Origin of the sequence: Streptomyces sp. CB02009, from assembly GCF_001905825.1 — a bacterium.
Lineage (GTDB): Bacteria > Actinomycetota > Actinomycetes > Streptomycetales > Streptomycetaceae > Streptomyces.
Genome location: NZ_LIVV01000005.1, coordinates 490,300 through 514,625, shown reverse-complemented (window position 1 = coordinate 514,625; position 24,326 = coordinate 490,300). Strand labels below are relative to the sequence as shown.

Genomic DNA, 24,326 nt, shown 5'->3' with positions numbered 1-24,326 from the left:
TCCGGAAAGCCGGATTCCGCCTCATTCTTTGGACCTAGGGTCCCTGGGGGCCCTAGGAGGGCCGCCTTCCTGGTGGTCACGCGGGTGGTGACCTCGGTGACTCCGGGAAAACGGCTTCCCCTCGATATCTGACAGGGTGTCAGATGATCAGGATTTCAGATACGTCAACACCGCCAGTACCCGACGGTGATCGCCGTCACTCGGCGAGAGCCCCAGCTTCAGGAAGATGTTGCTGATGTGCTTCTCCACCGCGCCGTCGCTCACCACCAGCGCCTTCGCGATCGCCGAGTTCGTCCGCCCCTCCGCCATCAGACCGAGGACCTCCCGCTCGCGCGGTGTGAGGTTCGCCAGCACGTCCTGCTGACGGCTCCGGCCCAGCAGCTGCTGCACCACCTCGGGGTCCAGCGCGGTACCGCCGCCGGCGACCCGCACCACGGCGTCCACGAACTCCCGGACCTCGGCGACCCGGTCCTTCAGCAGATAGCCCACACCGCGACTCGAACCGGCCAGGAGTTCGGTGGCGTACTGCTCCTCCACGTACTGCGACAGCACGAGCACACCGAGACCCGGATGCTCCTTGCGCAGCCGCACGGCCGCGCGGACCCCCTCGTCCGTGTGCGTCGGGGGCATCCGCACGTCGGCGACGACGACGTCCGGCAGCGCGCCCTGCGTGGCGAGCCCGGCGACGGTCTCGACGAGCGCCTCACCGTCCCCCACCCCGGCGACCACGTCATGCCCGAGATCGGTGAGAAGACGGGTCAGTCCCTCCCGCAGCAGCACGGAATCCTCCGCGATGACCACCCGCACACGCCCGACCCCTTGATCCACAGCCACGCCCCACAGCCCCCATGCCTTGCCCGAGTACTTCCCACGACTCGGCCAGCATCGCAGGATCGACTCGCGTTGTGCTCATTCCCGGGAGGAGTGCCCGCTACGGACTTTCTGCCGTGCGCGGGTGCGGGTCCGGTCGCGCCGGGTCACGGCGGGGGCGCGGGGCCTGCCGTGCCCGGGGTGAGGGCCCGATCCCGCCGGGTCGCATCCGGCGGGATCGGGCCCTGTCGTGCCTGGTGGGCGGGCCGACCTGTCCCGCCCGCCCCGCCCGCTCATGCCCGCCAGGGCAGCTCCACCGTCACCGTCGTGGGCCCGCCTTCCGGCGAATCCACCGCGAGCACCCCGTCCACCGCACCCACCCGCTCGGTGAGCGAGGACAGGCTCCGCCCGGTCACGACGTGCGCCCCGCCCACCCCGTCGTCCCGCACCTGCAGCATCAGCCGGTCGCCCGTGCGCCACACGTCCACCCAGGCCCGCCGCGCCCGCGCATGGGCCGTGACGTTCCGCAGCAGCTCCGAGACGGTGAAGTACGCGATGCCCTCGATCGCCGCCACCGGCCGCGCCGGCAGGTCGACGTCCACCGACACCGGGACCGCGCACCGCGAGGCCACCGCCGAAAGCGCCGCGTCCAGACCCCGGTCGGTGAGGACGGCCGGGTGGATGCCCCGGGCGAGGTCCCGCAGCTCCTGGAGCGCGAGCTTCACCTCGCCGTGCGCCTCGTCGACCAGCACCGCCGCGGCCTGCGGATCCTCCGCGAGCTTCTCCTTCGCGAGCCCGAGATCCATGGCGAGCGCGGCGAGCCGTGCCTGCGCCCCGTCGTGCAGATCGCGTTCGATGCGCCGCAGGTCCGCCGCAGCGGTGTCGACGACGACACCGCGGTCCGACTCCAGCTCGGTGACACGGGAGGCGAGCCGGGAGGGCCCGAGCAGACCGGAGACGAGGAAGCGGTCGACGGCGACGAAACCGCGCAGGAGCCAGGGGCCGGCCATCACGAAGAGCAGCCCGGCGAGACTGGTGACGGCGATCTCGAAGGGGGAGTCGAGGTAGAGGTTGTGGGTCCCGTCGCCGTACAGCTGGATGCCGTCCTGCCCGACGTACGCCGGGAAGACCCACTGCCACAGCGGATACGTGAAGAGGCTCCAGCCCCAGGTCCAGAAGGCCACGGTCACGGAGAACGAGAACACCGCCCACGGCATGTGCACGACCGCGTACAGCAGGTGCCGCCAGGACGCCCCGCTCTTCAACATGGCACCCATCCAGGAGAAGGCTCCGCCGGTCCGGCCCCGCACCGGTTCGGGCGCCCGCACGTCGACATCGAGCAGGGCGCGCGCCCGGGCCCGCTCGACGACGCCGAAGCCCCGGCACATGGCGAGGGCCCCGGCGAGGATCGGTACGCCGAGGAAGGTGATGAGCAGCCCGGCGCCGGCCGAGACGAAGGCGACGGAGAGCGCGAACCAGACGACGCTCAGCGGCAGCCCGATCAGTACGTAGAGCAGCGCACGCCAGGTGCGGCCCTCGAACGGCGCGCGGATCGCGGCGGGGAGGTGGGATGCCATCGCTGGGGTCCTTCTCTGCTCAGGGAGGGGGCGGGCGGTACGTACTCCAGGGTTCCGTGCCGGGCCTGCCGGGACCATGAGGCGGGTGGGCGTCTGGGGGCGGGGGTTTTCCCTACCTCGGAGGCGCGACCTCAGAGGCCCCGCAGCCCCGCAGCTCCGCTGTGCTGCCGCCCGGGCGGGACGCCGAAGGGGGGAGCGAACGACGTTCGCTCCCCCCTTCGTCCGGCAGGTCCGGCAGGTCCGGCAGGTCCGGACCGCGCGCCCCGGCCGCCGCTTACCCCGTCACGCCTTCGGGCGCGACCGCCACGGCAGTTCCGCCGTCACCGTCGTCGGGCCGCCCTCCGGGGAGTCCAGGACGAGCAGGCCGTCCACCGCCCCGAGCCGTTCCGCGAGGCCCGCGAGGCCCGTGCCGCCGTCGAAGCGGGCGCCGCCCGTCCCGTCGTCCCGCACCTGGAGCAGCAGCCGGTCCTCGGCCCGCCACACGTCCACGGACGCCGACCGTGCCCGCGCGTGCTTCGAGACGTTCTGGAGCAGCTCCGACACCGTGAAGTACGCGATGCCCTCGATCGCCTCCGCCGGCCGCTCGGACAGATCCACCGTCACCTTCACCGGCACCGTGCAGCGCGCCGACACCGACGACAGCGCGGCGCTCAGCCCCCGGTCGGTGAGGACGGCCGGGTGGATGCCCCGGGCGAGGTCCCGCAGTTCCTGGAGCGCGAGCTTCACCTCGCCGTGCGCCTCGTCGACCATCGCCGCGGCCGTCTCGGGATCGTCGAGGAGCTTCTCCTTCGCGAGGCCGAGCCCCATCGCGAGCGCCACGAGCCGCGCCTGCGCCCCGTCGTGCAGGTCCCGTTCGATGCGCCGCAGGTCCGCCGCCGCGGTGTCGACGACGACACCCCGGTCCGACTCCAGCTCGGCGATCCGCCGCTCCAGCTCGTCGGAGGGGGAGAGGAGGCCCCGGACCATGCCCCGGTCGGCGCTGGCCATGCCCCGGGACAGGAAGGGCAGTACGGGCCAGAGAACGATGAGGGAGACCAGCGCGACCGTGAACGTCACGATCCCCCAGGGCAGCCGGATCAGCCCGTACAGCTGCGTCCGCCAGGCCACCGGGTCCTTCAGCGTGCTCCACAGCCAGCCGAAGAAGCCGCCGCGCGACGGCAGCGGGGACGGCTCGGCGATCGCGACCCCGAGCAGCGCCCGGGCCCGCGCCCGCTCCGACCGGCCGATGAGGCGCGCCCCGCCGAGCCCGAGGGCGAGCAGCGGGAGCCCGATGACGGTGACGGAGAGGCCCACGCCGAGGAGCACGCTCACGACCGCGTAGACGAAACCGACCAGTGCGGTGAAGAGATTGGAGAGGAGGAAGACGAGCTCCTTCCAGGTCTCCTTCCCGTACGCGGTGCGCTTGGGCGGACGTGGTCGCGGGGACGGGGCGACGGCGGCCCCGGAGGACGCGGCGGGATCAAGATCGGCGGTCATGCTCCCCAGCCTGCCGGTCGGGGACCGCGCGACGCCATGGGGGAGGTGGGTGAGCCGCAGGGGGGATATCCCCACCAGGCCCCACCAGGCTCTGTCCGGCCCCGCCCCGGCCCCGCTCTCCGGCCCCCGCCGGTCCCGTACGAGGACCGAGCGAGGCTCGGGAGAGCACCGCCCGAGCACCGGCCGAGGACCGTGCCCACGCGACTGCTTACGGTCTCTTTAGCAGGGCCTAGACTCGCGTGCGTACAGAAGTGACTCATGAGACACCGAGACCGAGGGGCGGACGGACGTGCGGGAACCGACCGTTGTCGCGGCCGACGCGACGGGCGCGGCGGACTACTTCCAGACGTACTCCGTCGTCGGGCTGCTCGCCGTCGTCGGCGTGCTCTTCGTCGCCGTGGCGTTCGGCGCGGGCCGACTGCTGAGGCCTGTCGTGCCGACGCCCGAGAAGCTCCTCACGTACGAGTGCGGTGTCGACCCCGTGGGGGAGGGCTGGGCGCACACCCAGGTCCGCTACTACGTGTACGCCTTCCTCTACGTCATCTTCGCCGTCGACTCGATGTTCCTCTTCCCCTGGGCGACGGTCTTCGCCGCGCCCGGCTACGGCGCCACGACCCTGGTCGAGATGTTCGTCTTCCTCGGCTTCCTGGCCGTGGGGCTGCTCTACGCGTACAAGAAGGGCGTCCTGGCATGGACGTAACACCCCTGCCCACACCCCTGCCCGCTCCGAAGCTGGGCCCGCTGGCCCGCCTGGCCCCCGAGCCGATGAAGGTGGTCCTGAACTGGGGCCGCCGCTACAGCCTCTGGGTCTTCAACTTCGGGCTCGCGTGCTGCGCGATCGAGTTCATCGCCGCGTCGATGGCCCGGCACGACTTCATCCGGCTCGGCGTGATCCCCTTCGCGCCGGGCCCGCGCCAGGCCGACCTGATGATCGTCTCGGGCACCGTGACGGACAAGATGGCTCCGGCGGTGAAGCGCCTCTACGAGCAGATGCCCGAGCCGAAGTACGTCATCTCCTTCGGCGCCTGCTCCAACTGCGGCGGCCCCTACTGGGACTCGTACTCGGTCACCAAGGGCGTCGACCAGATCATCCCCGTCGACGTGTACGTGCCGGGCTGCCCGCCGCGCCCCGAGGCGCTCCTCCAGGGCATCCTCAAGCTCCAGGAGAAGATCGCGCGGGAGAGCCTCGCCGAGCGGTACGCGAGCACCGGCGGCGCGTCGGTCGCGCAGCTGACGAGCCCGCTGGTGGAGCGACCGGGAGCCGGGGCATGACGGCGTACGACTCCCTCCCCGGCTCCGTGACGGAGGTCTTCGGCGAGGAGGCGACGGCGGAGCAGGCGTACGACCTGCTGACCGTCGACGTCCCGCCGGGCTCGTGGATCGCGGCGCTCGAAACGGCCCGGGACACCCTCGGATGCACCTACTTCGACTGGCTGAGCGCGGTCGACGAGCCGGGCACGGGCTTCCGGGTCTGCGCCCACGTGGCCGCGGTGGGGGAGGGGCGTCCGCGCCGCCTCCTGCTCCGGACAACGGTCCCGCACGCGGCTCCCGTCCTGCCCACGGCGATCGGCGTGTACGCGGGCGCGGGCTGGCACGAGCGCGAGACCCACGAGATGTTCGGCGTGGACTTCACCGGCCACCCGCACCTGGTGCCGCTGCTCCTCCCGGAGAACTTCGAGGGCCACCCGCTGCGCAAGGACTTCGTCCTCGCGGCCCGGGTCGCGAAGGCGTGGCCGGGCGCGAAGGAACCGGGCGAGTCGCACGACGGCGGCCCGAAGCGCCGCCAGATGCTTCCCCCGGGCGTCCCGGACCCCAACGAATGGGGGCCCCTGAAGGGCCAGCTGCCCCCGGCGCCGGCCCGCCCGGCCCGCGCGGCGGCGGGCGACCGCCCGGTCCGCCGGACCCGCTCGGTCACGGAGGGCTCGGCGACCCAGCCGGAAGCCCCGGCCGCGGGCACCCCACCGCGCCGCGCGCGCTCGGTGTCGGAGGGCTCGGCGAGCCAGGCGACGGCGAGTCCGGAGACGCCCGGCGCCCCGGAGCCGACCGACACTCCGACCGCGGCGGCCCGCCCGCCGCGCAGGACCCGCTCGGCGGCGGACGGTTCGGCGAGCCAGGCGGCGTCGAGTCCGGAGACGCCGGGCGCCCCTGAGTCGGAGACCCCGCCGGTGGCGGGTCGCCCGCCGCGCAGGACCCGCTCGGCGGCGGACGGTTCGGCGAGCCAGGCGGCGTCGAGTCCGGAGACGCCTGGCACCCCTGAGTCGGAGACCCCGCCGGCGGGGCGCCCGCCGCGCCGGACCCGTTCGGCCGCCGACGGCTCCGCGAGCCAGGCGCCCCCGGACGGCCCCGCGCCGCGCGCGGAGGCCGCGCCCCCGCGTACCCGCAGCTCGGACGCTCCTTGGCACCACGCCCGCCCGGCTTTCGACAAGGAGCCGACGCCTCCGCCGCCCGCGGCGGCACCGGAGACCCCGGCAGCGCCGGAGCCCGAGGCCGCGCCCGAGCCTTCGTCGCGGCCCGAGGCCGAGGCCGCGCCCGAGCCTTCGTCTCGACCCAATGCTGAGGCCGCGCCCGAGGCCGAGGTCGCGCCTGAGGCCGCGCCTGTGCCGGAGTCGGCGTCCAAGCCCGCGCCCAAGCCCGCGCCTGACGCCGAGCCCGCGCCCGAGCGGGAGACCCCGGAGGAGTCGGCGCCTGGAACCGAGCCTGCGCCTGGAACCGAGCCTGTGCCCGGAACCGAGCCTGTGCCCGGAACCGAGCCCGCGCCCGGAACCGAGCCCGCGCCCGGAACCGCCCCCGGCGCCCCGCCCGAGGACGGCCCCACCGGGGCTAACGGCTCCACCGAGGCAAGCGGCCCCACCGGCACTAGCGGCCCCACCGGGGTCACCCGCCCCACCGACCCCACCACCCCCGCCGGAGGCGATCCCGCGTGAACGACGTACTCGACGTCGCCCTCCGGCTCCTCGTCGTCTTCGCCGTCTTCCTCGTCCTGCCGCTCGTCGTCGGCCAGACCGAGCACAAGGTCATGGCCCACATGCAGGGCCGCCTCGGCCCCATGTACGCCGGTGGGTTCCACGGCTGGGCGCAGCTCGTCGCCGACGGGGTGAAGTTCGCGCAGAAGGAGGACGTCGTCCCGAAGGACGCCGACCGGCGGGTCTTCCAGCTCGCTCCGGCGGTCGCCCTCCTCCCGTACCTCCTCGTCCTCGTCGCGATCCCGATCGGTCCGAGCGAGGGCGCCGTCGGCCAGGTCGTCGACGCCGGCATCTTCTTCGTGCTGGCCGTGATGGGCGTCGGTGTCCTCGGCAGCCTGATGGCCGGCTGGGCGTCCGCGAACAAGTTCTCGCTGCTCGGCGGGCTCCGTACCGCCGCCCAGCTCCTCGCGTACGAGCTCCCCATGCTCCTCGCCGCCGCCTCCGTCGCGATGGCCGCCGGCACCGTCTCGCTGCCCGGCATCCTCAACGCCTTCGAGTGGTGGTGGGTGCCCTGGCAGATCGTCGGCGCCCTCGTGTTCTTCGTGGCGGGCCTCGCCGAGCTGCAGCGGCCTCCGTTCGACATGCCCGTCGCCGACTCGGAGATCATCTTCGGTGCGTACACCGAGTACACCGGTCTCCGTTTCGCGCTGTTCCTGCTCGCCGAGTACGCCGGCATCGTCGTCCTGTGCGGCCTCACCACCGTCCTGTTCCTCGGCGGCTGGCACGGGCCCTTCGGCGCGGACGGTCTCGGCTGGGTCTGGACCCTCCTCAAGACCGCGATCCTCGCGTTCGTCGTGATCTGGCTGCGGGTGAGCTACCCGCGCCTCCGTGAGGACCAGCTCCAGAAGCTCGCCTGGACGACCCTCGTCCCGCTCGCGCTCGCGCAGATCGCGCTCACCGGCATCGTGAAGGTGGCGATCCAGTAATGGCCATTCCCGGCTCCGGCCTCGCCAAGGGCCTCGCCGTCACCCTCCGCACGATGACGAGGAAGACCGTCACCGCGCAGTACCCGGACGTGCAGCCCGAGCTGCCGCCCCGCACCCGCGGGGTCATCGGGCTGTTCGAGGAGAACTGCACGGTCTGCATGCTCTGCGCCCGTGAGTGCCCCGACTGGTGCATCTACATCGACTCCCACAAGGAGACGGTCCCGGCCGCCGCCCCCGGGGGCCGCGAGCGCAGCCGGAACGTCCTCGACCGCTTCGCCATCGACTTCTCCCTCTGCATGTACTGCGGTATCTGCATCGAGGTGTGCCCGTTCGACGCGCTGTTCTGGTCGCCCGAGTTCGAGTACGCGGAGACCGACATCCACGAGCTGACCCACGAGCGGGACAAGCTGCGCGAGTGGATGTGGACGGTTCCCGAGCCGCCCGCCCTCGACCCGGGTGCGGAGGAGCCGAAGGAGATCGCGGCCGCCCGCAAGGCAGCCGAGAAGGCCGCCGCGGCCGAAGCCGCAGCAGCCGCCGCCCAGGCCGAAGCCGAGGCCGAAGCCGAGGCCGAAGCCGAGGCCGCCGCCCAGGCCGAGGCCCAGACCCAGACCCAGACCCAGACCCAGGCCGAGGCTCAGGACCAGGCCGAGGGGGACCAGCCGTGATCCTTGCCGCCGCCGCTCAGCACGTCGCCCAGCAGGCCGCTCAGCAGGCCGCCGAGCAGCCCGTGCTGAACCAGCAGACCCACGGCTTCCTCTCGCCCACCGGCGTCGAGATCGCCTTCCTCCTGGTCGGCCTCGTCACCCTCGGCGCCGCCCTCGTCACCGTCACCACCCGCCAGCTCGTGCACGCCGCGCTCTGGCTGGTCGTGGCGCTCGGCGGGCTCGCCGTCGAGTACCTGCTCCTGACGGCCGAGTTCATCGCCTGGGTCCAGGTCCTGATCTACGTCGGTTCCGTCGTCGTCCTCCTTCTCTTCGGGCTCATGCTCACCAAGGCCCCCATCGGCCACTCACCGGACGCCGACTCCCGCAACAGACCGGTCGCCGCGGCCGTCGCGCTCGCCGCCGCGGGCGCGCTCGTCTGGGTGGTCGTCGACGCGTTCCGTACGACCTGGATCGACCTCGACGGAGCCGTGCAGGGATCCACCGCGGCGACCGGCGAGATCCTCTTCCGGCACTGGGTGCTGCCGTTCGAGGCGCTGTCCGTGCTTCTCCTCGCCGCCCTGGTCGGTGCCATCGTGCTCTCCCGCAGGAAGAAGGAGGAGCAGCGCTGATGCACCTCGCCTACCCGGCCGTCCTCGCCGCCCTCCTCTTCGCCATCGGCGTGTACGGCGTCCTCGCCCGCCGCAACGCGATCCTCGTCCTGATGTCCGTCGAGCTGATGCTCAACGCGGTGAACCTCAACCTGGTCGCCTTCGACGTCTGGCTCCGTGACACCCTGCACGCCGGTCAGGCCCTGACCCTCTTCACCATCGCCATCGCCGCCGCGGAGATCGGCATCGGCCTCGCGATCGTCCTGATGGTCCACCGCAACAGGGGCACCGCGGACATCGACCGGCTCCGTGACACGGCGGAGCCGCCGCAGCCCTGGGACACCGCGGCCGAGGACACCGCGGCCGAGGACGGTCCGACCACCGACGACACGCCCACCGGCGAGAAGGCCGAGGCCACCGCGTGACCACCACGACCCTCGCGGTCCTCGTCCCCCTCCTCCCCTTCCTCGGCTCCGTCGCCGGACTCCTGCTCGGCCGCTCCGCCCCCGGCTACGTCCGCCCGCTGGCGGTGCTGCCCACCGTCGCCGCCGCGGTCCTGGCCGTGGTCGTCGCCGTACGGCAGGGCGGCGGGAAGGCGATCGACGCCGCGACGCAGCTCACCCCCACCGGCTCGGTCCCCATCGACCTGGCCCTGTACATCGACGGCTTCGCGGCCCTCGTCGCCGTCCTCGTCGGCGTCGTCGCGACCTGTGTGCAGATCTACTCGACGGGCTACCTCCGCGACGACCCGCGCTACCCCTCGTACGCCGCTCTCGTCTCCCTCTTCACCTCCGCGATGCTGCTCGTCGTCTACTCGGGCGACCTGATGGTGCTCCTGGTCGGCTGGGAGATCATGGGCATCTGCTCGTACTTCCTCGTCGGCCACTACTGGGAGACCCCCGAGGCGCGGGCCGCCTCCCTGAAGGCCTTCCTCGTCACCAAGCTCGGTGACGTCCCCTTCCTCATCGGTCTCTTCGCGCTGGCCACCGACGCGGGCACGTTCCGGATCACCGGCGTCCTCGGCGCCGTCGCGCGCGGCGAGCTCGACCACCCCACCGTGATCGCGCTGCTGCTGCTGGCCGGGGTGGCGGGCAAGTCGGCCCAGTTCCCGCTGCACACCTGGCTCCCGGACGCCATGGCCGGTCCCACCCCCGTCTCCGCGCTCATCCACGCGGCGACGATGGTCGCCGCCGGCATCTACTTCACGGCCCGGCTGCTGCCCGTGTTCGCCGCCTCCGCCGCGGCGATGACGGTGCTCGCCGTGATGGCGGCGATCACGATGGTCGGCTCCGCGCTCGCCGCGCTCGCCCAGGACGACATCAAGCGGGTCCTCGCCTACTCGACGATCGGCCAGCTCGGCTACATGGCCGGGGCGCTGGCCGTCGGCGACCGCGGGTCCGCCGTCTTCCACCTCCTCTCGCACGGTGCCTTCAAGGCCCTGCTGTTCCTCGCCGCCGGCACCGTCATCCACGCCGCCGGTACGAACTCCCTGACCGCCATGTCCCGCATGAGCGGCCTCGCGAAGCGCATCCCCGACGCGTACTGGACGATGACCGTCGCCCTGCTCGCGCTCGCCGCGATCCCGCCCTTCGCCGGCTTCTTCTCCAAGGAGGCCGTCCTGGTGGCCGCCGAGCACACCGCGCTCGGCGAGCGGACCGTCGCCCCCGCCGGGGCCGGCTGGACCGTCCTCGTCGCCGGGCTGCTGACCGCCTTCCTCACCGCCGCGTACGCGCTCCGCCTCTGGCTGCGGACCTTCCGCGGCCGGGGCGCCGAGGCCCCCGAACACGGGCGTCAGCCGATCGCCATGACGGCGGTCCTGTGGGTGCTCGCGATCCCCTCCCTGGGCTTCGGCCTGACCGTCACGTACCTCGACGACTGGTTCGACGGGAACGCGCTCACCCCGACCGTCACCACGGCCGTCCTCGGCACCGGCCTCGCCGCGGCCGGCGCCGTGATCACGTACGCGATCTGGCGCACCCACGCCGCCAGGACCCCGGCGACCGCGGCCGCCGCCCAGGCGCCCGTCCCGCACGTGGCCCACCCGGACGCCGACCCCGGTCTCGTCGAGGCGGAGGCACTGCGCCTGCCGCACCCCGCCGGGGACCCGGCCGACCCCGGCCGCGCGCTCCTCGGCCCGCTGCACGGACCCGCCGCCGACGGCTTCCACCTGGACGCGGTGTACCGGAAGGCGTTCGTCCGCCCCGTCCTCGCCGCCGCCTCCCTGGTCCGCTTCCTGGACCGCGAGGTCGTCGACACCTACGTCCGCGCCGCGGGCACCTCCGCGAAGGGGCTCGGCTGGCTCGTCCGCCGTGCCCAGACCGGCAACGTGCAGACCTACCTCAGCGCCCTGCTCGCCGGCTCCGTCGTCCTGGCGATCGTCGCCGTCGCCCTCGCCAACGCCGCCGCCGGAGCGTGAGCCGTGATCGATATCAGCGAATCCGTGATGCAGTTCCTTCTGGCGTTGATCGTCGCCGGACCGCTCCTGGGCGCGGTCGCCGCCCTTCTCCCCGCCCCGCCGGGGCTGAAGGGGAAGTCGCCCGACCAGGCCGTGCTCCGCCACGGCGTCACCGTCACCGGTGCGATCCTGCTGGCCGCGATCGTCCTCGCGCTCGGCTTCGACCACGACCAGCCGTCGAGGATGCAGGCCACGACGGACATCAGCTGGATCCAGGCACTCGACGTGCGGATCCACCTCGGTGTCGACGGCATCTCCCTCCCCCTCCTGGTCCTGACCGCGCTCCTGAGCTTCCTCTGCGCGCTGTACAGCTACTTCAAGATGCCCGCCGGCCCTTCCCCCAAGGGCTTCGTGGCGCTGCTCCTCGTCCTGGAGTCCGGCACCCTCGCCACCTTCGCCGTCCTCGACCTGGTCCTGTTCTTCCTGGCCTTCGAGATGGTCCTCATCCCGATGTACTTCCTCATCGCCCGCTGGGGCGGCGAGGGCAGGCAGGCCGCGGCCTGGAAGTTCATCCTCTACACGCTGCTCGGCTCCGTCGTCATGCTGCTCGGCCTGCTCCTCATCGGCGTGAAGGCGGGCACGTTCGACATGGTGGCACTGGCCACTGACAACGGCCGTGGACTGACCACGTCCGTGCAGGTCATCGCCGTTCTCGCGATCGGCCTCGGGCTCGCGGTGAAGACCCCGATGTGGCCGCTGCACAGCTGGCTCCCGGACGCCCACACCGCCGCCCCGACAGTCGGCTCGGTCCTCCTCGCCGGCGTCCTGCTCAAGATGGGCACGTACGGCTTCGTCCGGATCGTCCTGCCGATCGCCCCCGACGGCATGCGGATCTTCGCCCCCTACCTCGCCGCCTTCGCCGTCGCCGGGATCATCTACGGATCGCTCGCCTGCCTCGCCCTCGTGCGGCCCGGCAACAAGGGCGACCTCAAGCGCCTCATCGCGTACTCCTCCGTCGGCCACATGGGCTTCGTGCTCCTCGGCATCGCGACCATGACCCCCACCGGGGTCAACGGCGCCCTGTTCGCCAACGTCGCCCACGGCCTCGTCACCGGCCTGCTCTTCTTCCTGGTCGGCGCGGTCAAGGACCGGTACGGCACCGCCGACCTCGACACCCTCGCCGGAGCCACCGGCGCCGCCCTCTACGGCCGCGCCCCGCGCCTCGGCGCCCTCCTCGCCTTCGCCGCCGTCGCCTCCCTCGGCCTGCCCGGCCTGGCCGGCTTCTGGGGCGAGATGCTGGCCCTCTTCGGCGCCTTCGAGCCCGCCGCGGGCCTCAGCCGCCCCGCCTTCCTCACCTTCATGGCGATCGGCGCCTTCGGCACCCTCCTCACCGCCGCGTACCTCCTGCTCGTCGTCCGCCGCGTCTGCATGGGCGGGCCCCGCCCGGCGGGCGAGACGCCGATCGCCGACGTCCAGGGGTACGAGGTCGCCGCCTGGACCCCGCTCGTCGCCCTCACCGTCCTCGCCGGACTCTGGCCCGCGGTCCTCCTCGGCCTCACCGACCCGGCCGTCCAGAAGCTCCTCGCCGGAGGCATCCGATGACCCCAGTGACGGCGTTCGCCGGCGAATCGCTCGTCCAGTCCGTCGACTGGCTCACGATCGCGCCCCCCACCCTCACCGCCGTGGTCGCCCTCGTCGTGCTCGTCGCCGACCTGTTCGTCCCCGAGGAGCGCAAGCGGGTCCTCGGCTGGACCTCCATCGCCGGCCTGGCCGCCGCGCTGGCCCTCCTCGTCCCGCTGCGGGCCGGCGACCGCTCCACCTTCTGCCTCACCGCCGACCCCCAGGCCGCCGCGTGCAGCTACACGGCCGACACCTTCACCCTGGTCATCCAGCTGCTCGTGCTCGGCGGCGCGCTCCTGACGGCGCTGCTCTCCGTCACCGAGACCCGCGAGAGGCTCCCCGCGGGCGAGTACTGGTTCCTGCTGCTCGCCTCGGCCGCCGGAGCCGCCCTGCTGCCCGCCTCCCGGGACCTCGCGACCCTGGTCGTCGCCCTGGAGGTGGCCTCGCTGCCCGCCTTCGCGCTCGTCGGCCTCAAGCGCGGCGACCGCATGTCCGGCGAGGCCGCGCTCAAGTTCTTCCTGTCGTCGGTCACCGCGACCGCCGTCACCCTGCTCGGCGTCAGCTTCGTGTACGCGGCGACCGGCACCCTGCACCTCACGGAGCTCGCCCAGTCCCTCGACGACGTCCCCGGCCAGCTCCAGACGCTCGCCGAGGCGGGCGTGGCCCTCACCCTGGTCGGCTTCGCCTTCAAGACGGCCGCCGTCCCCTTCCACTTCTGGGTGCCGGACACCTATGTCGGCGCCCCGCTGCCCGTCGCCGCCTACCTGTCGGTGGTCGGCAAGGCCGTCGGCTTCACCGGGCTCATCCTGGTGACGGTCGTCGCCTTCCCCTCGTACGCCGACGTGTGGGGCCCGGCGCTCGCCGCCCTCGCCGCGCTGACCATGACCGTCGGTAACGTCGCCGCCCTCCGGCAGCTGTCCACGCGCGCGTGGAGCGCGGTCCGGCTGCTCGCCTGGTCCTCCGTCGCCCAGGCCGGCTACCTGCTCGTGCCGATCGCGGCCGCCGCGTACTCCAGCGACGACCAGATCGGCGCCACCGTCGCGTACGCCCTGATGTACGCCGTGGTGAACCTCGGCGCCTTCGCGGTCGTCGCGCTCGTCGCCCGCCGGCACCCCGAGAACCGGATCGCGGACTACCGGGGCCTGTACGCGACGAGCCCCGCCGCCGCCCTCGCGCTCGCCTTCTTCCTCCTGAATCTGGCCGGTTTGCCCCCGGGTATCATCGGCCTCTTCGCCAAGGTGACCGTCTTCTCGGCGGCCGTCGACGCGGGCCTCGGCTGGCTGGCCGTGATCATGGGCGTCAACGTCGTGATCGGGCTGTACTACTACCTCCGCTGGACCGCACTGCTGTTCCGCGGTCCGGAGGGCGCGGTACGGCCGCAGCCTGCGGGAACCGCCGTCCCCCACACGGCCCCCGCACCGATCACCCTGGCGATCGTGCTGACCGCCGCCGCCGGAGTCGTCCTGTCGGGCTACCCGCAGATCGCGCTCCGCTTCGCGGCGAACAGCCTGTTCTGACCCCCCACACGACGAGAGACCAGGAGCGGGAAACACCGTGCTGAACGGATTCAAGGACTTCATACTTCGCGGGAACGTCATCTCGATGGCCATCGGTCTGGCCGTCGGAACGGCGTTCACGGCCGTCGTCACGGGCTTCAGCAAGGCCTTCATCACCCCGCTCATCGGTCTCGCGACCGGCACCGTCGGCAACTTCAACGAGGCCCAGTTCCACGTCGGCAGGACCGTCTTCCCCTACGGCCTCGCGATCTCCGCCGCCATAGCGTTCGTCATCACCGCCGCGGTCCTGTACTTCCTGATCGTCGCCCCGCTCGCGAAGGTCCAGGAGCGCTTCAAGAAGGAGGAGGCGGCCGACCCGAAGTCCGAGAAGCGCGACTGCCCCCGCTGCTACACGGAGATCCCGGCCATCGCCTCCCGCTGCGCCCACTGCACCAGCGAGGTCGAGCCCACCCTCCTCTTCGAGGAGAAGATCCCCGCCGCCCGCTGATCACCCGAACGGCCCACACCCCGCCCCCGGCGCCCCCGGTGCGGCCGGGGGAACCCGAACCTCCCGCCTGGCGTTGACCAGTACGGAAGGGTCCACTGGACGAGTGGATATGACCACGAAGCAAAGGGTTCCCCTGCCGCACCACTTGGAGGGCGTACCGTGCACCGCCGGCACAACGGGCTGAGGACCGCCGTACTTCTCGGAGGGCTCTCCGCCCTCATCATCGTCATCGGCAGCTTCTTCGGCCGTACGGGACTGATCGTCGCGCTCCTCGTGGCGCTCGGCACCAACGCGTACGCGTACTGGAACAGCGACAAGCTGGCGCTGCGGGCCATGCGGGCCCGTCCGGTCAGCGAGTTCGAGGCTCCCGCGCTCTACCGGATGGTGCGGGAGCTCTCCACGCAGGCGCGTCAACCCATGCCGCGGCTCTACATCTCCCCGACCCAGGCGCCCAACGCGTTCGCGACCGGCCGCAACCCGCGGAACGCGGCGGTCTGCTGCACCGAGGGCATCCTCGCGATCCTCGACGAGCGCGAGCTGCGCGGGGTCATCGGCCACGAGCTGAGCCATGTCTACAACCGGGACATCCTCATCTCCTCGGTCGCCGGAGCGCTCGCCTCCGTGATCATGTTCCTGGTCAACTTCGCCTGGCTGATCCCGGTCGGCCGCTCCAGCGACGACGACGGCCCCGGCATCCTCGGCTACCTCCTGATCCTCATCCTCGGCCCGATCGCCGCCTCGATCATCCAGCTCGCCATCTCCCGCTCCCGCGAGTACGAGGCCGACGCCTCCGGAGCCCAGCTCACCGGCGACCCGCTCGCCCTGGCCAGCGCGCTGCGGAAGCTGGACGCCGGCACCAAGCAGCTGCCGCTGCCCGCCGAGCCCCGGATCGAGACCGCGAGCCACATGATGATCGCGAACCCGTTCGGGCCCGGAAAGGGCGTGTCCAAGATGTTCTCCACCCACCCGCCGATGGCCGAGCGGATCGCCCGGCTCGAACAGATGGCAGGCCGACGCCCGTGAAAACCATCCTCAACATCATCTGGCTGATCCTCTGCGGATTCTGGATGTTCCTGGGCTACATGCTCGCGGGCGTCCTGCTCTGCATCACGATCATCGGCATCCCCTTCGGACTCGCCGCGTTCCGGATCGGGATCTACGCGCTGTGGCCCTTCGGGCACACCGTCGTGGACCGCCGCGACGCGGGCGCGCCCTCCTGCGTGGGCAACGTCCTGTGGCTGATCCTGGCCGGCTGGTGGCTCGCCCTCGGCCACATCACCACCGGCATCGCCCTCTGCATCACGATCATCGGCATCCCGCTGGGCATCGCGAACTTCAAGATGATCCCGGTGTCCCTGCTGCCGCTCGGCAAGGAGATCGTCCCCACCGACCAGGCCTACGGCTACGCGGGGCGCTGAGTGCAGAACCCCCGGTACGCGCTCCTCTCCGGCTCGTACGCCGTAGCCCTCTGCAAGGACGTCGACGGCCTGTACGGGGAGCCCGTGCCGGTGCCGCCGGTGCGCTACGAGCTCCGCGGCTGCGAGCCGCGCGGGGAGCTGGCCAGGGCCGTCACCGAGGCGCTCGTGGAGGGCACGGCGCCGCTCGGCACGCTGGACGTCGAGGTTCCCGACGGCCTGTGGCGCCTCGAAGGGGTCCGCGTCCTCGGCGCACGCGGGGACGCCGTGACCGTCGAGACGACGGGCCCCCCGCGCCGACGGGCCCACGGCCCGCACCCGGCCCGCTGCGCCAACCTGATACGGATCTCGCCCGAGCCGCCGCCGGAGGTCACCCGCACCGAGGTCACCTTCCTCGGCTGCTCCCCGCGCGGCGCGCTGCGGGACGCGCTGGCCGCCGGGGCGGCGGACTTCGGGACGGTCGACTACCGGGTCCTGGCCTGGGTGGGGGATCTGCACCACGGCGGCGAGGCGGGCCGGATCACCGGCTGGGACACCTCCGCCGACCACCGCGGCCTGGTCGACCTGACCGTGGCCTTCCCGCGGGCGCGGCTCGTGCCGCCGCAGACCCGCGAGGTATGGGACCTGTTCTTCGGCGGCCGGCCCGCCGAGCCCGGCACCTGGCGGCGGTTCACCGGCGCGGCGCGCGGCGAGTGGCTGAGGCAGGCCGCCCGGCGGACACGCGGCGCCCCGGAGCTCGTCCCGGGGGCCACGTACGACCTCGACGGGACGGACGTGGTCGACGAGGCGTCCTTCCTGTGCGCCCTCGGGGAGGCCGTGTCCGGCCCCGGCCGGGGGCCCGGTGTCGAGGCCGGGGTGTTCGGGGAGGAGTGGGCGGGCGTCACGCTCGTCTGGCACCGGGCCGACGTGGCCCGCGCCTGCCTCGGTGTCCAGCCGTGGCGCGGACGGCGTCCCGCGACGTTCCAGGAGCTGGCCGACGCCCTCACGAAGGCGGGGGTACGGCTCGTCCTCGACTGATCGCCCAGGCCACCACGCCGACGGCGACCACCCCGGACCCCGCGAGGACGGCGCCGAGCGGCAGCGCGAAGGCGAGCGCCGCGCACCCGGCGAGCCCGAGCGCGGCGAGCGGCCGGCGCGCGGGTCCCAGGGTCCAGGCGGAGGCGTTCGCGATGCCGTAGTAGACGAGCACGCCGAAGGACGAGAAGCCGATCGCGCCCCGCACGTCCGCCGTCGCCGCGACGACGGCGACCACCGCGCCCACCGCGAGCTCGGCCCGGTGCGGTACGTGGAAGCGGGGGTGGACGGCGGCGAGCGCGGTCGGCAGATAGGCGTCCCTGGCCATCGCGAGGGTCGTACGGGACACCCCGAGGATCAGCGAGAGCAGCGAGCCGAGGGCCGCGACGGCCGCGCCCACCGTGACCACCGGCACCAGCCACGCGGCGCCCGCCGCCCGGGCGGCGTCCGACAGCGGCGCGGGGGAGTCGGCGAGAGCCCCGGGGCCGAGGACGGTGAGCACGCCGACCGCGACGAGCGCGTAGACGGCGAGCGCGATGCCCAGGGCGAGGGGCACGGCCCGGGGGATCGTCCGGGCCGGGTCGCGGACCTCCTCGCCGAGCGTGGCGATGCGCGCGTACCCCGCGAATGCGAAGAAGAGCAAACCCGCGGCCTGCAGCACCCCGCCTGCGGTGAGCTCCGCGCCGAGGGAGAGCGGGGTCGTCCCGCCCGCCCCGAGGCCGACCCCGACGACCGCGGCGAGGACCGCGAGGACGAGCCCCACGGCCACCCGCGAGACCAGTGCCGACTTCTGAACTCCCCCGTAGTTGACCGCTGTCAGGAGCACGACGGCGGCCACGGCCACGGCGTGCGCGTGCTCCGGCCACACGTACGCGCCGACGGTCAGCGCCATCGCCGCGCAGGAGGCCGTCTTGCCGACCACGAACGCCCAGCCGGCGAGGTACCCCCAGAACGATCCGAGGCATTCGCGACCGTACACATAGGTGCCGCCCGAACGGGGGTACCGCGCCGCGAGCCGGGCCGAGGCCATGGCGTTGCAGTACGCGACGACGGCGGCGATCCCGAGCGCCAGGAGCAGCCCGCCCCCGGACCCGACGGCCCCTGCGGCGGGCCCGAGCACGACGAAGATCCCGGCCCCGACCATGGCGCCGAGCCCGATCACGACCGCGTCGAGGACACCGAGGGACCGGCGCAGCTCACCACTCATGCGCCGCAGCCTAGAGCCCCGTCTCCCTGAGGGTGATGTTGAGTCGTCCGGCAAGCCCGAGTGCGGGATCGGCCGTGCCGGGCCAGACCTTCGGCACGCCGTGATGGGCCCGGCGCGAGGGCCCGCCGAACACGAACAGGTCGCCTGAGGCCAGTTCGACGTCCCGGTACGGACGCCCCCGGCTCTCCTCGTTGCCGAAGCGGAACACGCACCGGTCCCCGAGGCTCAGCGACACCACCGGCGCGTCCGAACGCTCCTCGCGGTCCTGGTGCATGCCCATCCGTGCCCCCGGCGCGTAGAAGTTCACGAGGGCGGTGTCGGGAGCGAACCCGCCGTCGTCCCCGTACGCCTCGACGAGCGCCTCCCGGCCCAGGTCCACGAGCCAGCCGGGCAACGGGACCCCGACGGAGTCGAGATAGCGGTACGGCACCCACGGGCGGCCCAGGCAGAGCGACCGCACCGACATGACCCCGCCGCCGGGCAGCACGGTCTGCCGGTACGGCACGGGACCCCGGCCCCACTCCCGGCAGACGTCCACCAACTCCCGCTGCCGCGCGGGCGGGAGCCACGCCGGCACGTGCACCGCGCCGGGCGCGATCACGGCCCGCTCGCGGGGGAACAGCCCCTCGGTCACACCGGGGCTCCCTCCAGGCCGAGGAGCCGCTCCTTGCGGTCCAGGCCCGCGGCGTAACCGCGCAGGCCGCCGTCGGCTCCGATCACCCGGTGGCAGGGCCGCACCACGAGCAGCGGATTGCGCCCGATCGCGGTCCCCACGGCCCGTACACCCGCGCCCGGGGAACCGACCCGCCGGGCGATCTCCCCGTACGAGACGGTCGTGCCGTACGGGATCTCCTCCAGGGCCCGCCAGACGCGCCGCTGGAACGCGGTGCCCGCGTCCCCGTCGACCGGCAGGTCGAACCGGTCGCGCCGCCCGGCGAAGTACTCGCCGAGCTGCGCCGCCGCCTCGGCGAACGCCTCGGGCGCCAGGGTCCAGCCGGCCTCGACCTCGACGGCGCCCTTCTGCCCCGGCAGGGACAAGGAGCGCAGCACGGCACGGCCCCCTCCGGCGAGCTGTCCGACCAGCAGCATCTCGCCCAGGGGGCCGTCGACGTACGCGTACACGGTCATGGCTGGTTCCTCTCCCCGCACGGGTCTTCCACGTCCAGTGTGCGGGGGCCGCCGCGCCTCGGGCTGGCGGTATTCGGACACGAGCCTCGCGACCCGCTACGGGGTCAGCGGTAGTTCACGAACTGGATCGCGAAGTCGAAGTCCTTGCCCTTGAGCAGCGCCTGCACGGCCTGCAGGTCGTCCCGGCTCTTCGAGCTGACCCGCAGCTCGTCACCCTGGACCTGCGCCTTGACGCCCTTGGGGCCCTCGTCGCGGATGGCCTTGGCGACCTTCTTGGCGTTCTCCTGGGAGATGCCCTCGGTCACCGACGCGAAGAGCTTGTACTCCTTGCCGGACAGCTGCGGCTCACCCTCGACGTCCAGCGACTTCAGCGAGATGCCCCGCTTGATCAGCTTGGTCTGGAAGATGTCGAGGATCGCCATGACGCGCTCCTCGCCGTTGGCCTGCATGAGGATCTTCTCGCCCGACCACGAGATCGAGGCGTTGGTTCCCTTGAAGTCGTAGCGCTGCGAGATCTCCTTCACGGCCTGGTTGAGGGCGTTGTCGACCTCCTGCCGCTCGACCTTGGACACGATGTCGAAACTGGAGTCGGCCATGACTCGTGGCTCCTTGCTCGGATGCTGGGGTACAGCCCAAAGCCTAGGGGGTGCGCCACGGCCCGAACCGCTGATCAATCCGGTGGCGAACCACCCCCCGGGATCAGGTATTGTTTACGTCGTTGCCACGGAACACCGCCGAAAAGCGGCTCCACGGCAGCGATCTCATGGCGATGTGCCCGAGTGGCCAATGGGAGCGGACTGTAAATCCGTCGGCTTAGCCTACCCAGGTTCGAATCCTGGCGTCGCCACGCGATAAGAACGGCCCCTGATCTGCGGAAACGCGATCAGGGGCCGTTTGCGTGTAAAGGTGAGACCAGGGCCCGACTGTCTCGCCCTGTCCCGCTGAATCACCCTGTCTACCAGCGTGTCTGGACGGGCTGTGGACGGGAAATCCAGCTCACCCTGAGCGGCTGTGACCGGGGCGCCGGTCAACGGCCGGCGGCGACGCTCACCGGTGCTGGTTCAGGCGGGCGGAGATCTTGGCGTTCGCGGCCTCGTCGCCTCCCTTGAGGAACTTCGCGTACACGCGGAAGAGGACCCCGACGGAGTGTCCGGCCCGCTGGGCGACCAGCTGTGGCTCGACGCCGGAACTGAGCCATGTGGAGACGGCGGCGTGACGAAGGTCATACGGTCGCTTCGCGAGCTTCGTCGCCCGCTCGGCAGGGCTCAAGACGTCCTCGCGGGCGCCTGCCCAGACCTCCCCGTAGCCGCTCTCCTGGACCATGCCGCCCCGGGCGGTCCGGAACAGCCGGCCGTCGGCGTGGGTGCCGTAGGCGGTGACGTGCCACCGGAGCATCGCGACCAGCTCGGGCGGGATGGGCACGTACCGGACCGTCTTCCGGGTGCGGTGCTTGAGGCCGCGCCGGTCGTGAGCCTCGCCCGTGTCCGTCCAGGAGCTGCCCGAGCGGGCCCGGCTCTCGCGGAGTCGAAGGAGGCCCCAGCCGCGGCGGGGAAGGTCGCAGTCCTGGAGCCGTAAGCCGACCAGCTCCCCGGGGCGGCCGGCGGAGTAGTACATGCACCCGAAGAAGGCCTCCAGGTGCCGCCCGCGGCTTCCCTGCTTCCGTACGCCGGCGAGGAGCGCGGCGGCCTGCTCCGGGTCCGGCACGGCTTCGGGGTCGACCTCCTCCTCGACCTTCTCGGGGGCCTTCCACTTGATCGCGGGGATCGGGTTCTCGGCCAGCAACTCGGCGTCGACGGCGAGCCCCAGGGCCTGGTGGAAGATGGCCCGTTTGCGGGCGATGACCGACCCGGCGGACGTCTTGCCGTCCAGGCGCCGGGTGCAGGCGTCCAGGGCCCGGCGTACGAGGATCCGATCCGCGAGGGATGACGTGGGGACGGACTTCCGCTCCACCCAGGCGAGGAGCGCGGCGACGTCCTCCGGAGCCTCCTCCTTCCACCGGTTCACGTTGAAGCCCCAGGTGTAGAGCGCGCGGCGCACGGTCTTGTGATCCGCCATGCCCTTCGTGTCCTTCAGGAGGGCGAGCGTCACGGTGGCCATGGCCTCGGCCAGGTTCCGGCGCGTGGAGGCGGGGGAGTGGTCCCACTTCATCTCCACGTAGTTCCGGGCGTGCTGGTACCAGGAGATGTCCTTGGCCTTCTGGACCATGGACTTTGGCAGGCCGCTGGCGACGTCCCAGGGCTCACCCTCGCGGGTCGCGGTGATGAACTGCGCCCGGCGGCTCTCCGCGAGCCCGAGCGTCAGGAAGGACTCGGAGTGCGGCTGCGTACCCACCTGCCAACGGAGTTGGTACGGCTTGCGGTACGGCCGCTTGCGGATGCTCCAGATCCGTACGGTGTAGCTCCAGTCGGTCACGCGGTCTCCAGTTCGTTCAGGAAGGCGTCGAGCACGCTGCGGCGGACCCGCAGGTGCCCGTTGGGCAGGCGCTTCACCTCGGGGCCGTAACCGCGGTTGCGCCAGCGGTAGTAGGTGGCTCGGGTGATGCCGATCTCGGCGAGGACGTCGGTCAGGGGGATCCACTCGTCGATGGGCTGACGGCGGCGGGCGGTGCTGGCCATCGGGGCTCCTTGTCGGAGTTGGGCGGCGAATGTGTCCGAGGTGGTGATTTCTGCGTCACTGCGTCATCAGCGTCACTCGGAGCGTTGACCTGCGGGTTTCGGTGACGCAGGGGGTGACGTGCTGCGTCACGGGTGACGCAGGTGTCCGTCACGGCGTGACGCAGGTGACGCAAGGTGACGCAGACTTTCGGGCTCTGCGTCACCCCTGTTGATGCAGGTCAGTCCCGGTTTGAAGGCCCGTCGTGACGCAGGTGACGCAGCAGTTTCCACTTAGGAAAAGAGAAGGGGCTGTGTCTGTTGTCATGCGTGCCTTCAGGAGTGGATGTGGAGCCGCGAAGCGGCACGCCCTTTGGGCGGCGGCAAGCCGCCGAAGAGCAAGAGGAGCACCGCCGCGCCGGGGCGGGGTGCTCCTCTTGCCTGTGCGGCCGGGACCGGGTGGCGCGCGGTCTAGAACATCTGCTGCGGCTCGTCCTGCGGGGGCGCGGGGCGAGCGATCTCGATGTAGCGGGCGCTGTTCTTGCGGCCCCAGTCGACGTAGACAGCGCGGGCGGTCAGGACGGGCTGGAGGCGCTTGAGACGGTCAGAGAGGACCTTGCCGGTGGTGGGCCACCCCTTGGGCAGGGGACGGAACTCTCCCTCGCCGGCGTAGAGCTGGGTCAGGGCGTGCAGCCACTCGGCCGAGGTCATGCGGACCTCGGTGCCGGGGGCGATGCCGGCGGCGTGCTTGAGGACGGTCTGGGCGAGGAGGTCGCCCTCGATGACGTCGTCGTTGAGGTCGTCCAGGCTGGCCCGGTAGGCGTCCAGTGCGCCGAGGCCGGTCGCTGCGTCGAGCTGGGCGCAGAGGTGGGCGAAGTCGGCCATGCGCAGGTCGGTGGGGATGTCGGCCTGGGTGGCGCGGAGCTGGACGGCGAGGTCGAGCAGGGAGCCGAGGATGACGGGCAGGGCCTCGGCGAACTCCGCCCACAGTTCTTCCTCGGTCCGCCGTGTCCTGGGCCGTTCCAGGCGGAGGGGGAGGAGGCGTTCGGCGAGGTCGGGGCGGATGACGCCGACGTCGATGCCGGTCATCAGCAGCGGCCGGCGGTAGCGGGAGCGCACGACGTCGCCGTCGGTGAACAGGGCCCGCTTCACGGTCTCGGCACCGGTGACGATGCAGCACAGCAGGTCGGAGAGGTCGGGCCCGAGATGGGAAAGGTTGTCCAAGGCGGTGACCCATCCAGCGGCCACGGCCGCGATCAGGCTCTCCTCGTCCTTCGGGGAGCGTCGCAGGTCGGCGCTCATGCCCTCGATGATCCGGATGAGCATCCGGCCGCCGGTGGACTTGCCAGCGCCCTGGGGGCCGGTGAGGAAGGGGGCGGGGACGGGTACGGAGGGGCCGAGGCAGCCGACGAGCCAGGCGACGGCGAGGGACTCGGTGCGGGCGTCGGCGAAGTTGCACAGCCTCAGCAGCAGGTCGATGCCCTTGCCGTTGGTGTCCTTCGCGGGCAGGGGCAGTTCCCCGGTGAGCTGGGTGCGCCGCCAGCACACTTCGCGCGGCTCGGGGGTGACGATCTCCCAGCCGGTGGGGTGGATGCGGACGGACTTGCCGTCGTCGCGGCCCAGGTCGAGCCACGTCGCCCCGCCGCTGCCCGGGGCGACGCGGATGTGGACGGCCTGTACCTCTTCGGTCATCGCCAGTGCCTCGATCAAGTCCAGGGCCTCCTTGAGTGCGGTTCCGTTGAAGACGCCGTAGCCGTCCTTGAACAGGCCGACCATGAGTTCCTGCCGGTGGCTGCCGGTGGTGCCCTGGGAGCGGATCGGGCGGGCGATGGGCTGGCCGTTGCGCTGGGCGTAGACGGTGCCGTCGGCGGTGCGGAAGTACCGGAAGTTGGCCTGCGCGTAGTCGGTGATGACTTCGCGGGCGGGGTTCTTCTCGTCCTCGGACATG

General features: G+C 72.3%; 24 protein-coding genes and 1 tRNA gene. 15 read left to right on the top strand and 10 right to left on the bottom strand.

What is annotated here, in order from left to right; all coding sequences use genetic code 11:
- Nucleotides 1-147: 147 nt before the first annotated feature.
- The 3 genes from AMK27_RS21955 to AMK27_RS21945 form a co-directional block, all read right to left on the bottom strand.
- Complete coding sequence (locus AMK27_RS21955) at nucleotides 148-807, bottom strand: response regulator transcription factor (RefSeq protein ID WP_073910937.1); 660 nt, start codon at nucleotides 805-807, stop codon at nucleotides 148-150.
- Nucleotides 808-1,103: 296 nt separating this feature from the next.
- The gene (locus AMK27_RS21950) at nucleotides 1,104-2,387 is read right to left on the bottom strand and encodes a sensor histidine kinase (RefSeq protein ID WP_073910934.1); all 1,284 of its coding nucleotides are present in this window, start codon (nucleotides 2,385-2,387) and stop codon (nucleotides 1,104-1,106) included.
- Nucleotides 2,388-2,669: 282 nt separating this feature from the next.
- Nucleotides 2,670-3,863, bottom strand: coding sequence for a sensor histidine kinase (locus AMK27_RS21945; protein WP_073910930.1), 1,194 nt, complete (start codon nucleotides 3,861-3,863; stop codon nucleotides 2,670-2,672).
- 289 nt (nucleotides 3,864-4,152) lie between these two features.
- On the opposite strand from AMK27_RS21945, the gene AMK27_RS21940 reads away from it, so the two are divergent.
- The 14 genes from AMK27_RS21940 (at nucleotide 4,153) to AMK27_RS21875 (ending at nucleotide 17,455) form a co-directional block, all read left to right on the top strand.
- Nucleotides 4,153-4,563, top strand: coding sequence for an NADH-quinone oxidoreductase subunit A (locus AMK27_RS21940; protein ID WP_073910927.1), 411 nt, complete (start codon nucleotides 4,153-4,155; stop codon nucleotides 4,561-4,563).
- Complete coding sequence (locus tag AMK27_RS21935; protein WP_073910923.1) at nucleotides 4,554-5,135, top strand: NADH-quinone oxidoreductase subunit B; 582 nt, start codon at nucleotides 4,554-4,556, stop codon at nucleotides 5,133-5,135. The genes AMK27_RS21940 and AMK27_RS21935 overlap by 10 nt, the downstream gene beginning before the upstream one ends.
- Nucleotides 5,132-6,787 carry an NADH-quinone oxidoreductase subunit C gene (locus AMK27_RS21930; RefSeq protein ID WP_073910919.1) on the top strand — a complete coding sequence of 552 codons (1,656 nt, stop codon included), beginning with the start codon at nucleotides 5,132-5,134 and terminating at the stop codon, nucleotides 6,785-6,787. Before AMK27_RS21935 ends, AMK27_RS21930 begins: the two co-directional genes overlap by 4 nt.
- Nucleotides 6,784-7,752 (top strand): complex I subunit 1/NuoH family protein, encoded by a 969-nt coding sequence (locus AMK27_RS21925; RefSeq protein WP_073910915.1) that lies wholly within the window; start codon nucleotides 6,784-6,786, stop codon nucleotides 7,750-7,752. Before AMK27_RS21930 ends, AMK27_RS21925 begins: the two co-directional genes overlap by 4 nt.
- On the top strand, nucleotides 7,752-8,417 hold the full coding sequence (locus AMK27_RS21920) for a NuoI/complex I 23 kDa subunit family protein (RefSeq protein WP_073910911.1): 666 nt from the start codon (nucleotides 7,752-7,754) through the stop codon (nucleotides 8,415-8,417). Before AMK27_RS21925 ends, AMK27_RS21920 begins: the two co-directional genes overlap by 1 nt.
- Complete coding sequence (locus AMK27_RS21915; protein WP_445194865.1) at nucleotides 8,414-9,025, top strand: NADH-quinone oxidoreductase subunit J family protein; 612 nt, start codon at nucleotides 8,414-8,416, stop codon at nucleotides 9,023-9,025. Before AMK27_RS21920 ends, AMK27_RS21915 begins: the two co-directional genes overlap by 4 nt.
- Nucleotides 9,025-9,429: an NADH-quinone oxidoreductase subunit NuoK gene (gene nuoK / locus AMK27_RS21910; protein ID WP_073910907.1), complete on the top strand. Its 405-nt coding sequence runs from the start codon at nucleotides 9,025-9,027 to the stop codon at nucleotides 9,427-9,429. Before AMK27_RS21915 ends, nuoK begins: the two co-directional genes overlap by 1 nt.
- Nucleotides 9,426-11,420 (top strand): NADH-quinone oxidoreductase subunit 5 family protein, encoded by a 1,995-nt coding sequence (locus AMK27_RS21905; RefSeq protein WP_073910903.1) that lies wholly within the window; start codon nucleotides 9,426-9,428, stop codon nucleotides 11,418-11,420. Before nuoK ends, AMK27_RS21905 begins: the two co-directional genes overlap by 4 nt.
- Nucleotides 11,421-11,447: 27 nt before the next feature.
- Nucleotides 11,448-13,001 carry a complex I subunit 4 family protein gene (locus AMK27_RS21900; protein ID WP_073911880.1) on the top strand — a complete coding sequence of 518 codons (1,554 nt, stop codon included), beginning with the start codon at nucleotides 11,448-11,450 and terminating at the stop codon, nucleotides 12,999-13,001.
- Nucleotides 12,998-14,536 (top strand): NADH-quinone oxidoreductase subunit N, encoded by a 1,539-nt coding sequence (locus AMK27_RS21895; protein WP_073910899.1) that lies wholly within the window; start codon nucleotides 12,998-13,000, stop codon nucleotides 14,534-14,536. Before AMK27_RS21900 ends, AMK27_RS21895 begins: the two co-directional genes overlap by 4 nt.
- A gap of 37 nt (nucleotides 14,537-14,573) precedes the next feature.
- Complete coding sequence (gene mscL, locus AMK27_RS21890) at nucleotides 14,574-15,023, top strand: large conductance mechanosensitive channel protein MscL (protein ID WP_073910895.1); 450 nt, start codon at nucleotides 14,574-14,576, stop codon at nucleotides 15,021-15,023.
- 159 nt (nucleotides 15,024-15,182) lie between these two features.
- Nucleotides 15,183-16,046, top strand: a complete 864-nt coding sequence (gene htpX, locus AMK27_RS21885; protein ID WP_073910891.1) for a zinc metalloprotease HtpX — start codon at nucleotides 15,183-15,185, stop codon at nucleotides 16,044-16,046.
- A complete protein-coding gene (locus AMK27_RS21880) occupies nucleotides 16,043-16,441 on the top strand; it encodes a YccF domain-containing protein (protein WP_073910887.1) in 399 nt (132 codons plus the stop codon). Before htpX ends, AMK27_RS21880 begins: the two co-directional genes overlap by 4 nt.
- Nucleotides 16,442-17,455, top strand: a complete 1,014-nt coding sequence (locus AMK27_RS21875; protein ID WP_073910882.1) for a hypothetical protein — start codon at nucleotides 16,442-16,444, stop codon at nucleotides 17,453-17,455.
- On the opposite strand, the gene AMK27_RS21870 is transcribed toward AMK27_RS21875, so the two are convergent.
- The 4 genes from AMK27_RS21870 to AMK27_RS21855 all read right to left on the bottom strand — a co-directional run bounded on the left by AMK27_RS21870 (nucleotide 17,421) and on the right by AMK27_RS21855 (nucleotide 20,383).
- On the bottom strand, nucleotides 17,421-18,659 hold the full coding sequence (locus AMK27_RS21870) for an APC family permease (protein WP_073910878.1): 1,239 nt from the start codon (nucleotides 18,657-18,659) through the stop codon (nucleotides 17,421-17,423). The two genes, AMK27_RS21875 and AMK27_RS21870, sit on opposite strands and share 35 nt — an antisense overlap.
- Nucleotides 18,660-18,669: 10 nt before the next feature.
- Nucleotides 18,670-19,293, bottom strand: coding sequence for an alpha-ketoglutarate-dependent dioxygenase AlkB family protein (locus tag AMK27_RS21865; RefSeq protein ID WP_073910874.1), 624 nt, complete (start codon nucleotides 19,291-19,293; stop codon nucleotides 18,670-18,672).
- Nucleotides 19,290-19,787: a methylated-DNA--[protein]-cysteine S-methyltransferase gene (locus tag AMK27_RS21860; protein ID WP_073910871.1), complete on the bottom strand. Its 498-nt coding sequence runs from the start codon at nucleotides 19,785-19,787 to the stop codon at nucleotides 19,290-19,292. Before AMK27_RS21860 ends, AMK27_RS21865 begins: the two co-directional genes overlap by 4 nt.
- 104 nt (nucleotides 19,788-19,891) lie before the next feature.
- The gene (locus AMK27_RS21855) at nucleotides 19,892-20,383 is read right to left on the bottom strand and encodes a YajQ family cyclic di-GMP-binding protein (RefSeq protein ID WP_015035522.1); all 492 of its coding nucleotides are present in this window, start codon (nucleotides 20,381-20,383) and stop codon (nucleotides 19,892-19,894) included.
- A gap of 169 nt (nucleotides 20,384-20,552) precedes the next feature.
- Between AMK27_RS21855 and AMK27_RS21850 the strand changes: the two genes are divergently transcribed.
- Nucleotides 20,553-20,634 (top strand) — tRNA-Tyr (locus AMK27_RS21850).
- Nucleotides 20,635-20,834: 200 nt separating this feature from the next.
- On the opposite strand, the gene AMK27_RS21845 is transcribed toward AMK27_RS21850, so the two are convergent.
- From AMK27_RS21845 to AMK27_RS21835, 3 genes are all read right to left on the bottom strand, one after another.
- Nucleotides 20,835-22,199 (bottom strand): tyrosine-type recombinase/integrase, encoded by a 1,365-nt coding sequence (locus AMK27_RS21845; protein ID WP_073910867.1) that lies wholly within the window; start codon nucleotides 22,197-22,199, stop codon nucleotides 20,835-20,837.
- Entirely contained in the window at nucleotides 22,196-22,402 is a 207-nt protein-coding gene (locus AMK27_RS21840; RefSeq protein ID WP_073910862.1) for a helix-turn-helix transcriptional regulator, read from the bottom strand. Before AMK27_RS21840 ends, AMK27_RS21845 begins: the two co-directional genes overlap by 4 nt.
- 447 nt (nucleotides 22,403-22,849) lie before the next feature.
- Nucleotides 22,850-24,325, bottom strand: coding sequence for an ATP-binding protein (locus tag AMK27_RS21835; protein ID WP_073910858.1), 1,476 nt, complete (start codon nucleotides 24,323-24,325; stop codon nucleotides 22,850-22,852).
- Between the last annotated feature and the right edge of the window lies 1 nt (nucleotide 24,326).

Coding starts and splice junctions, on each gene's coding strand:
- AMK27_RS21895 (WP_073910899.1), top strand. CDS start 12,998: ATGACCCCAGTGACGGCGTTCGCCGGCGAATCGCTCGTCCAGTCCGTC.
- AMK27_RS21900 (WP_073911880.1), top strand. CDS start 11,448: ATGCAGTTCCTTCTGGCGTTGATCGTCGCCGGACCGCTCCTGGGCGCG.
- AMK27_RS21855 (WP_015035522.1), bottom strand. CDS start 20,383: ATGGCCGACTCCAGTTTCGACATCGTGTCCAAGGTCGAGCGGCAGGAG.
- AMK27_RS21920 (WP_073910911.1), top strand. CDS start 7,752: ATGGCCATTCCCGGCTCCGGCCTCGCCAAGGGCCTCGCCGTCACCCTC.
- AMK27_RS21840 (WP_073910862.1), bottom strand. CDS start 22,402: ATGGCCAGCACCGCCCGCCGCCGTCAGCCCATCGACGAGTGGATCCCC.
- AMK27_RS21860 (WP_073910871.1), bottom strand. CDS start 19,787: ATGACCGTGTACGCGTACGTCGACGGCCCCCTGGGCGAGATGCTGCTG.
- AMK27_RS21945 (WP_073910930.1), bottom strand. CDS start 3,863: ATGACCGCCGATCTTGATCCCGCCGCGTCCTCCGGGGCCGCCGTCGCC.
- AMK27_RS21935 (WP_073910923.1), top strand. CDS start 4,554: ATGGACGTAACACCCCTGCCCACACCCCTGCCCGCTCCGAAGCTGGGC.
- AMK27_RS21835 (WP_073910858.1), bottom strand. CDS start 24,325: ATGTCCGAGGACGAGAAGAACCCCGCCCGCGAAGTCATCACCGACTAC.
- nuoK (WP_073910907.1), top strand. CDS start 9,025: ATGCACCTCGCCTACCCGGCCGTCCTCGCCGCCCTCCTCTTCGCCATC.
- AMK27_RS21870 (WP_073910878.1), bottom strand. CDS start 18,659: ATGAGTGGTGAGCTGCGCCGGTCCCTCGGTGTCCTCGACGCGGTCGTG.
- AMK27_RS21930 (WP_073910919.1), top strand. CDS start 5,132: ATGACGGCGTACGACTCCCTCCCCGGCTCCGTGACGGAGGTCTTCGGC.
- AMK27_RS21950 (WP_073910934.1), bottom strand. CDS start 2,387: ATGGCATCCCACCTCCCCGCCGCGATCCGCGCGCCGTTCGAGGGCCGC.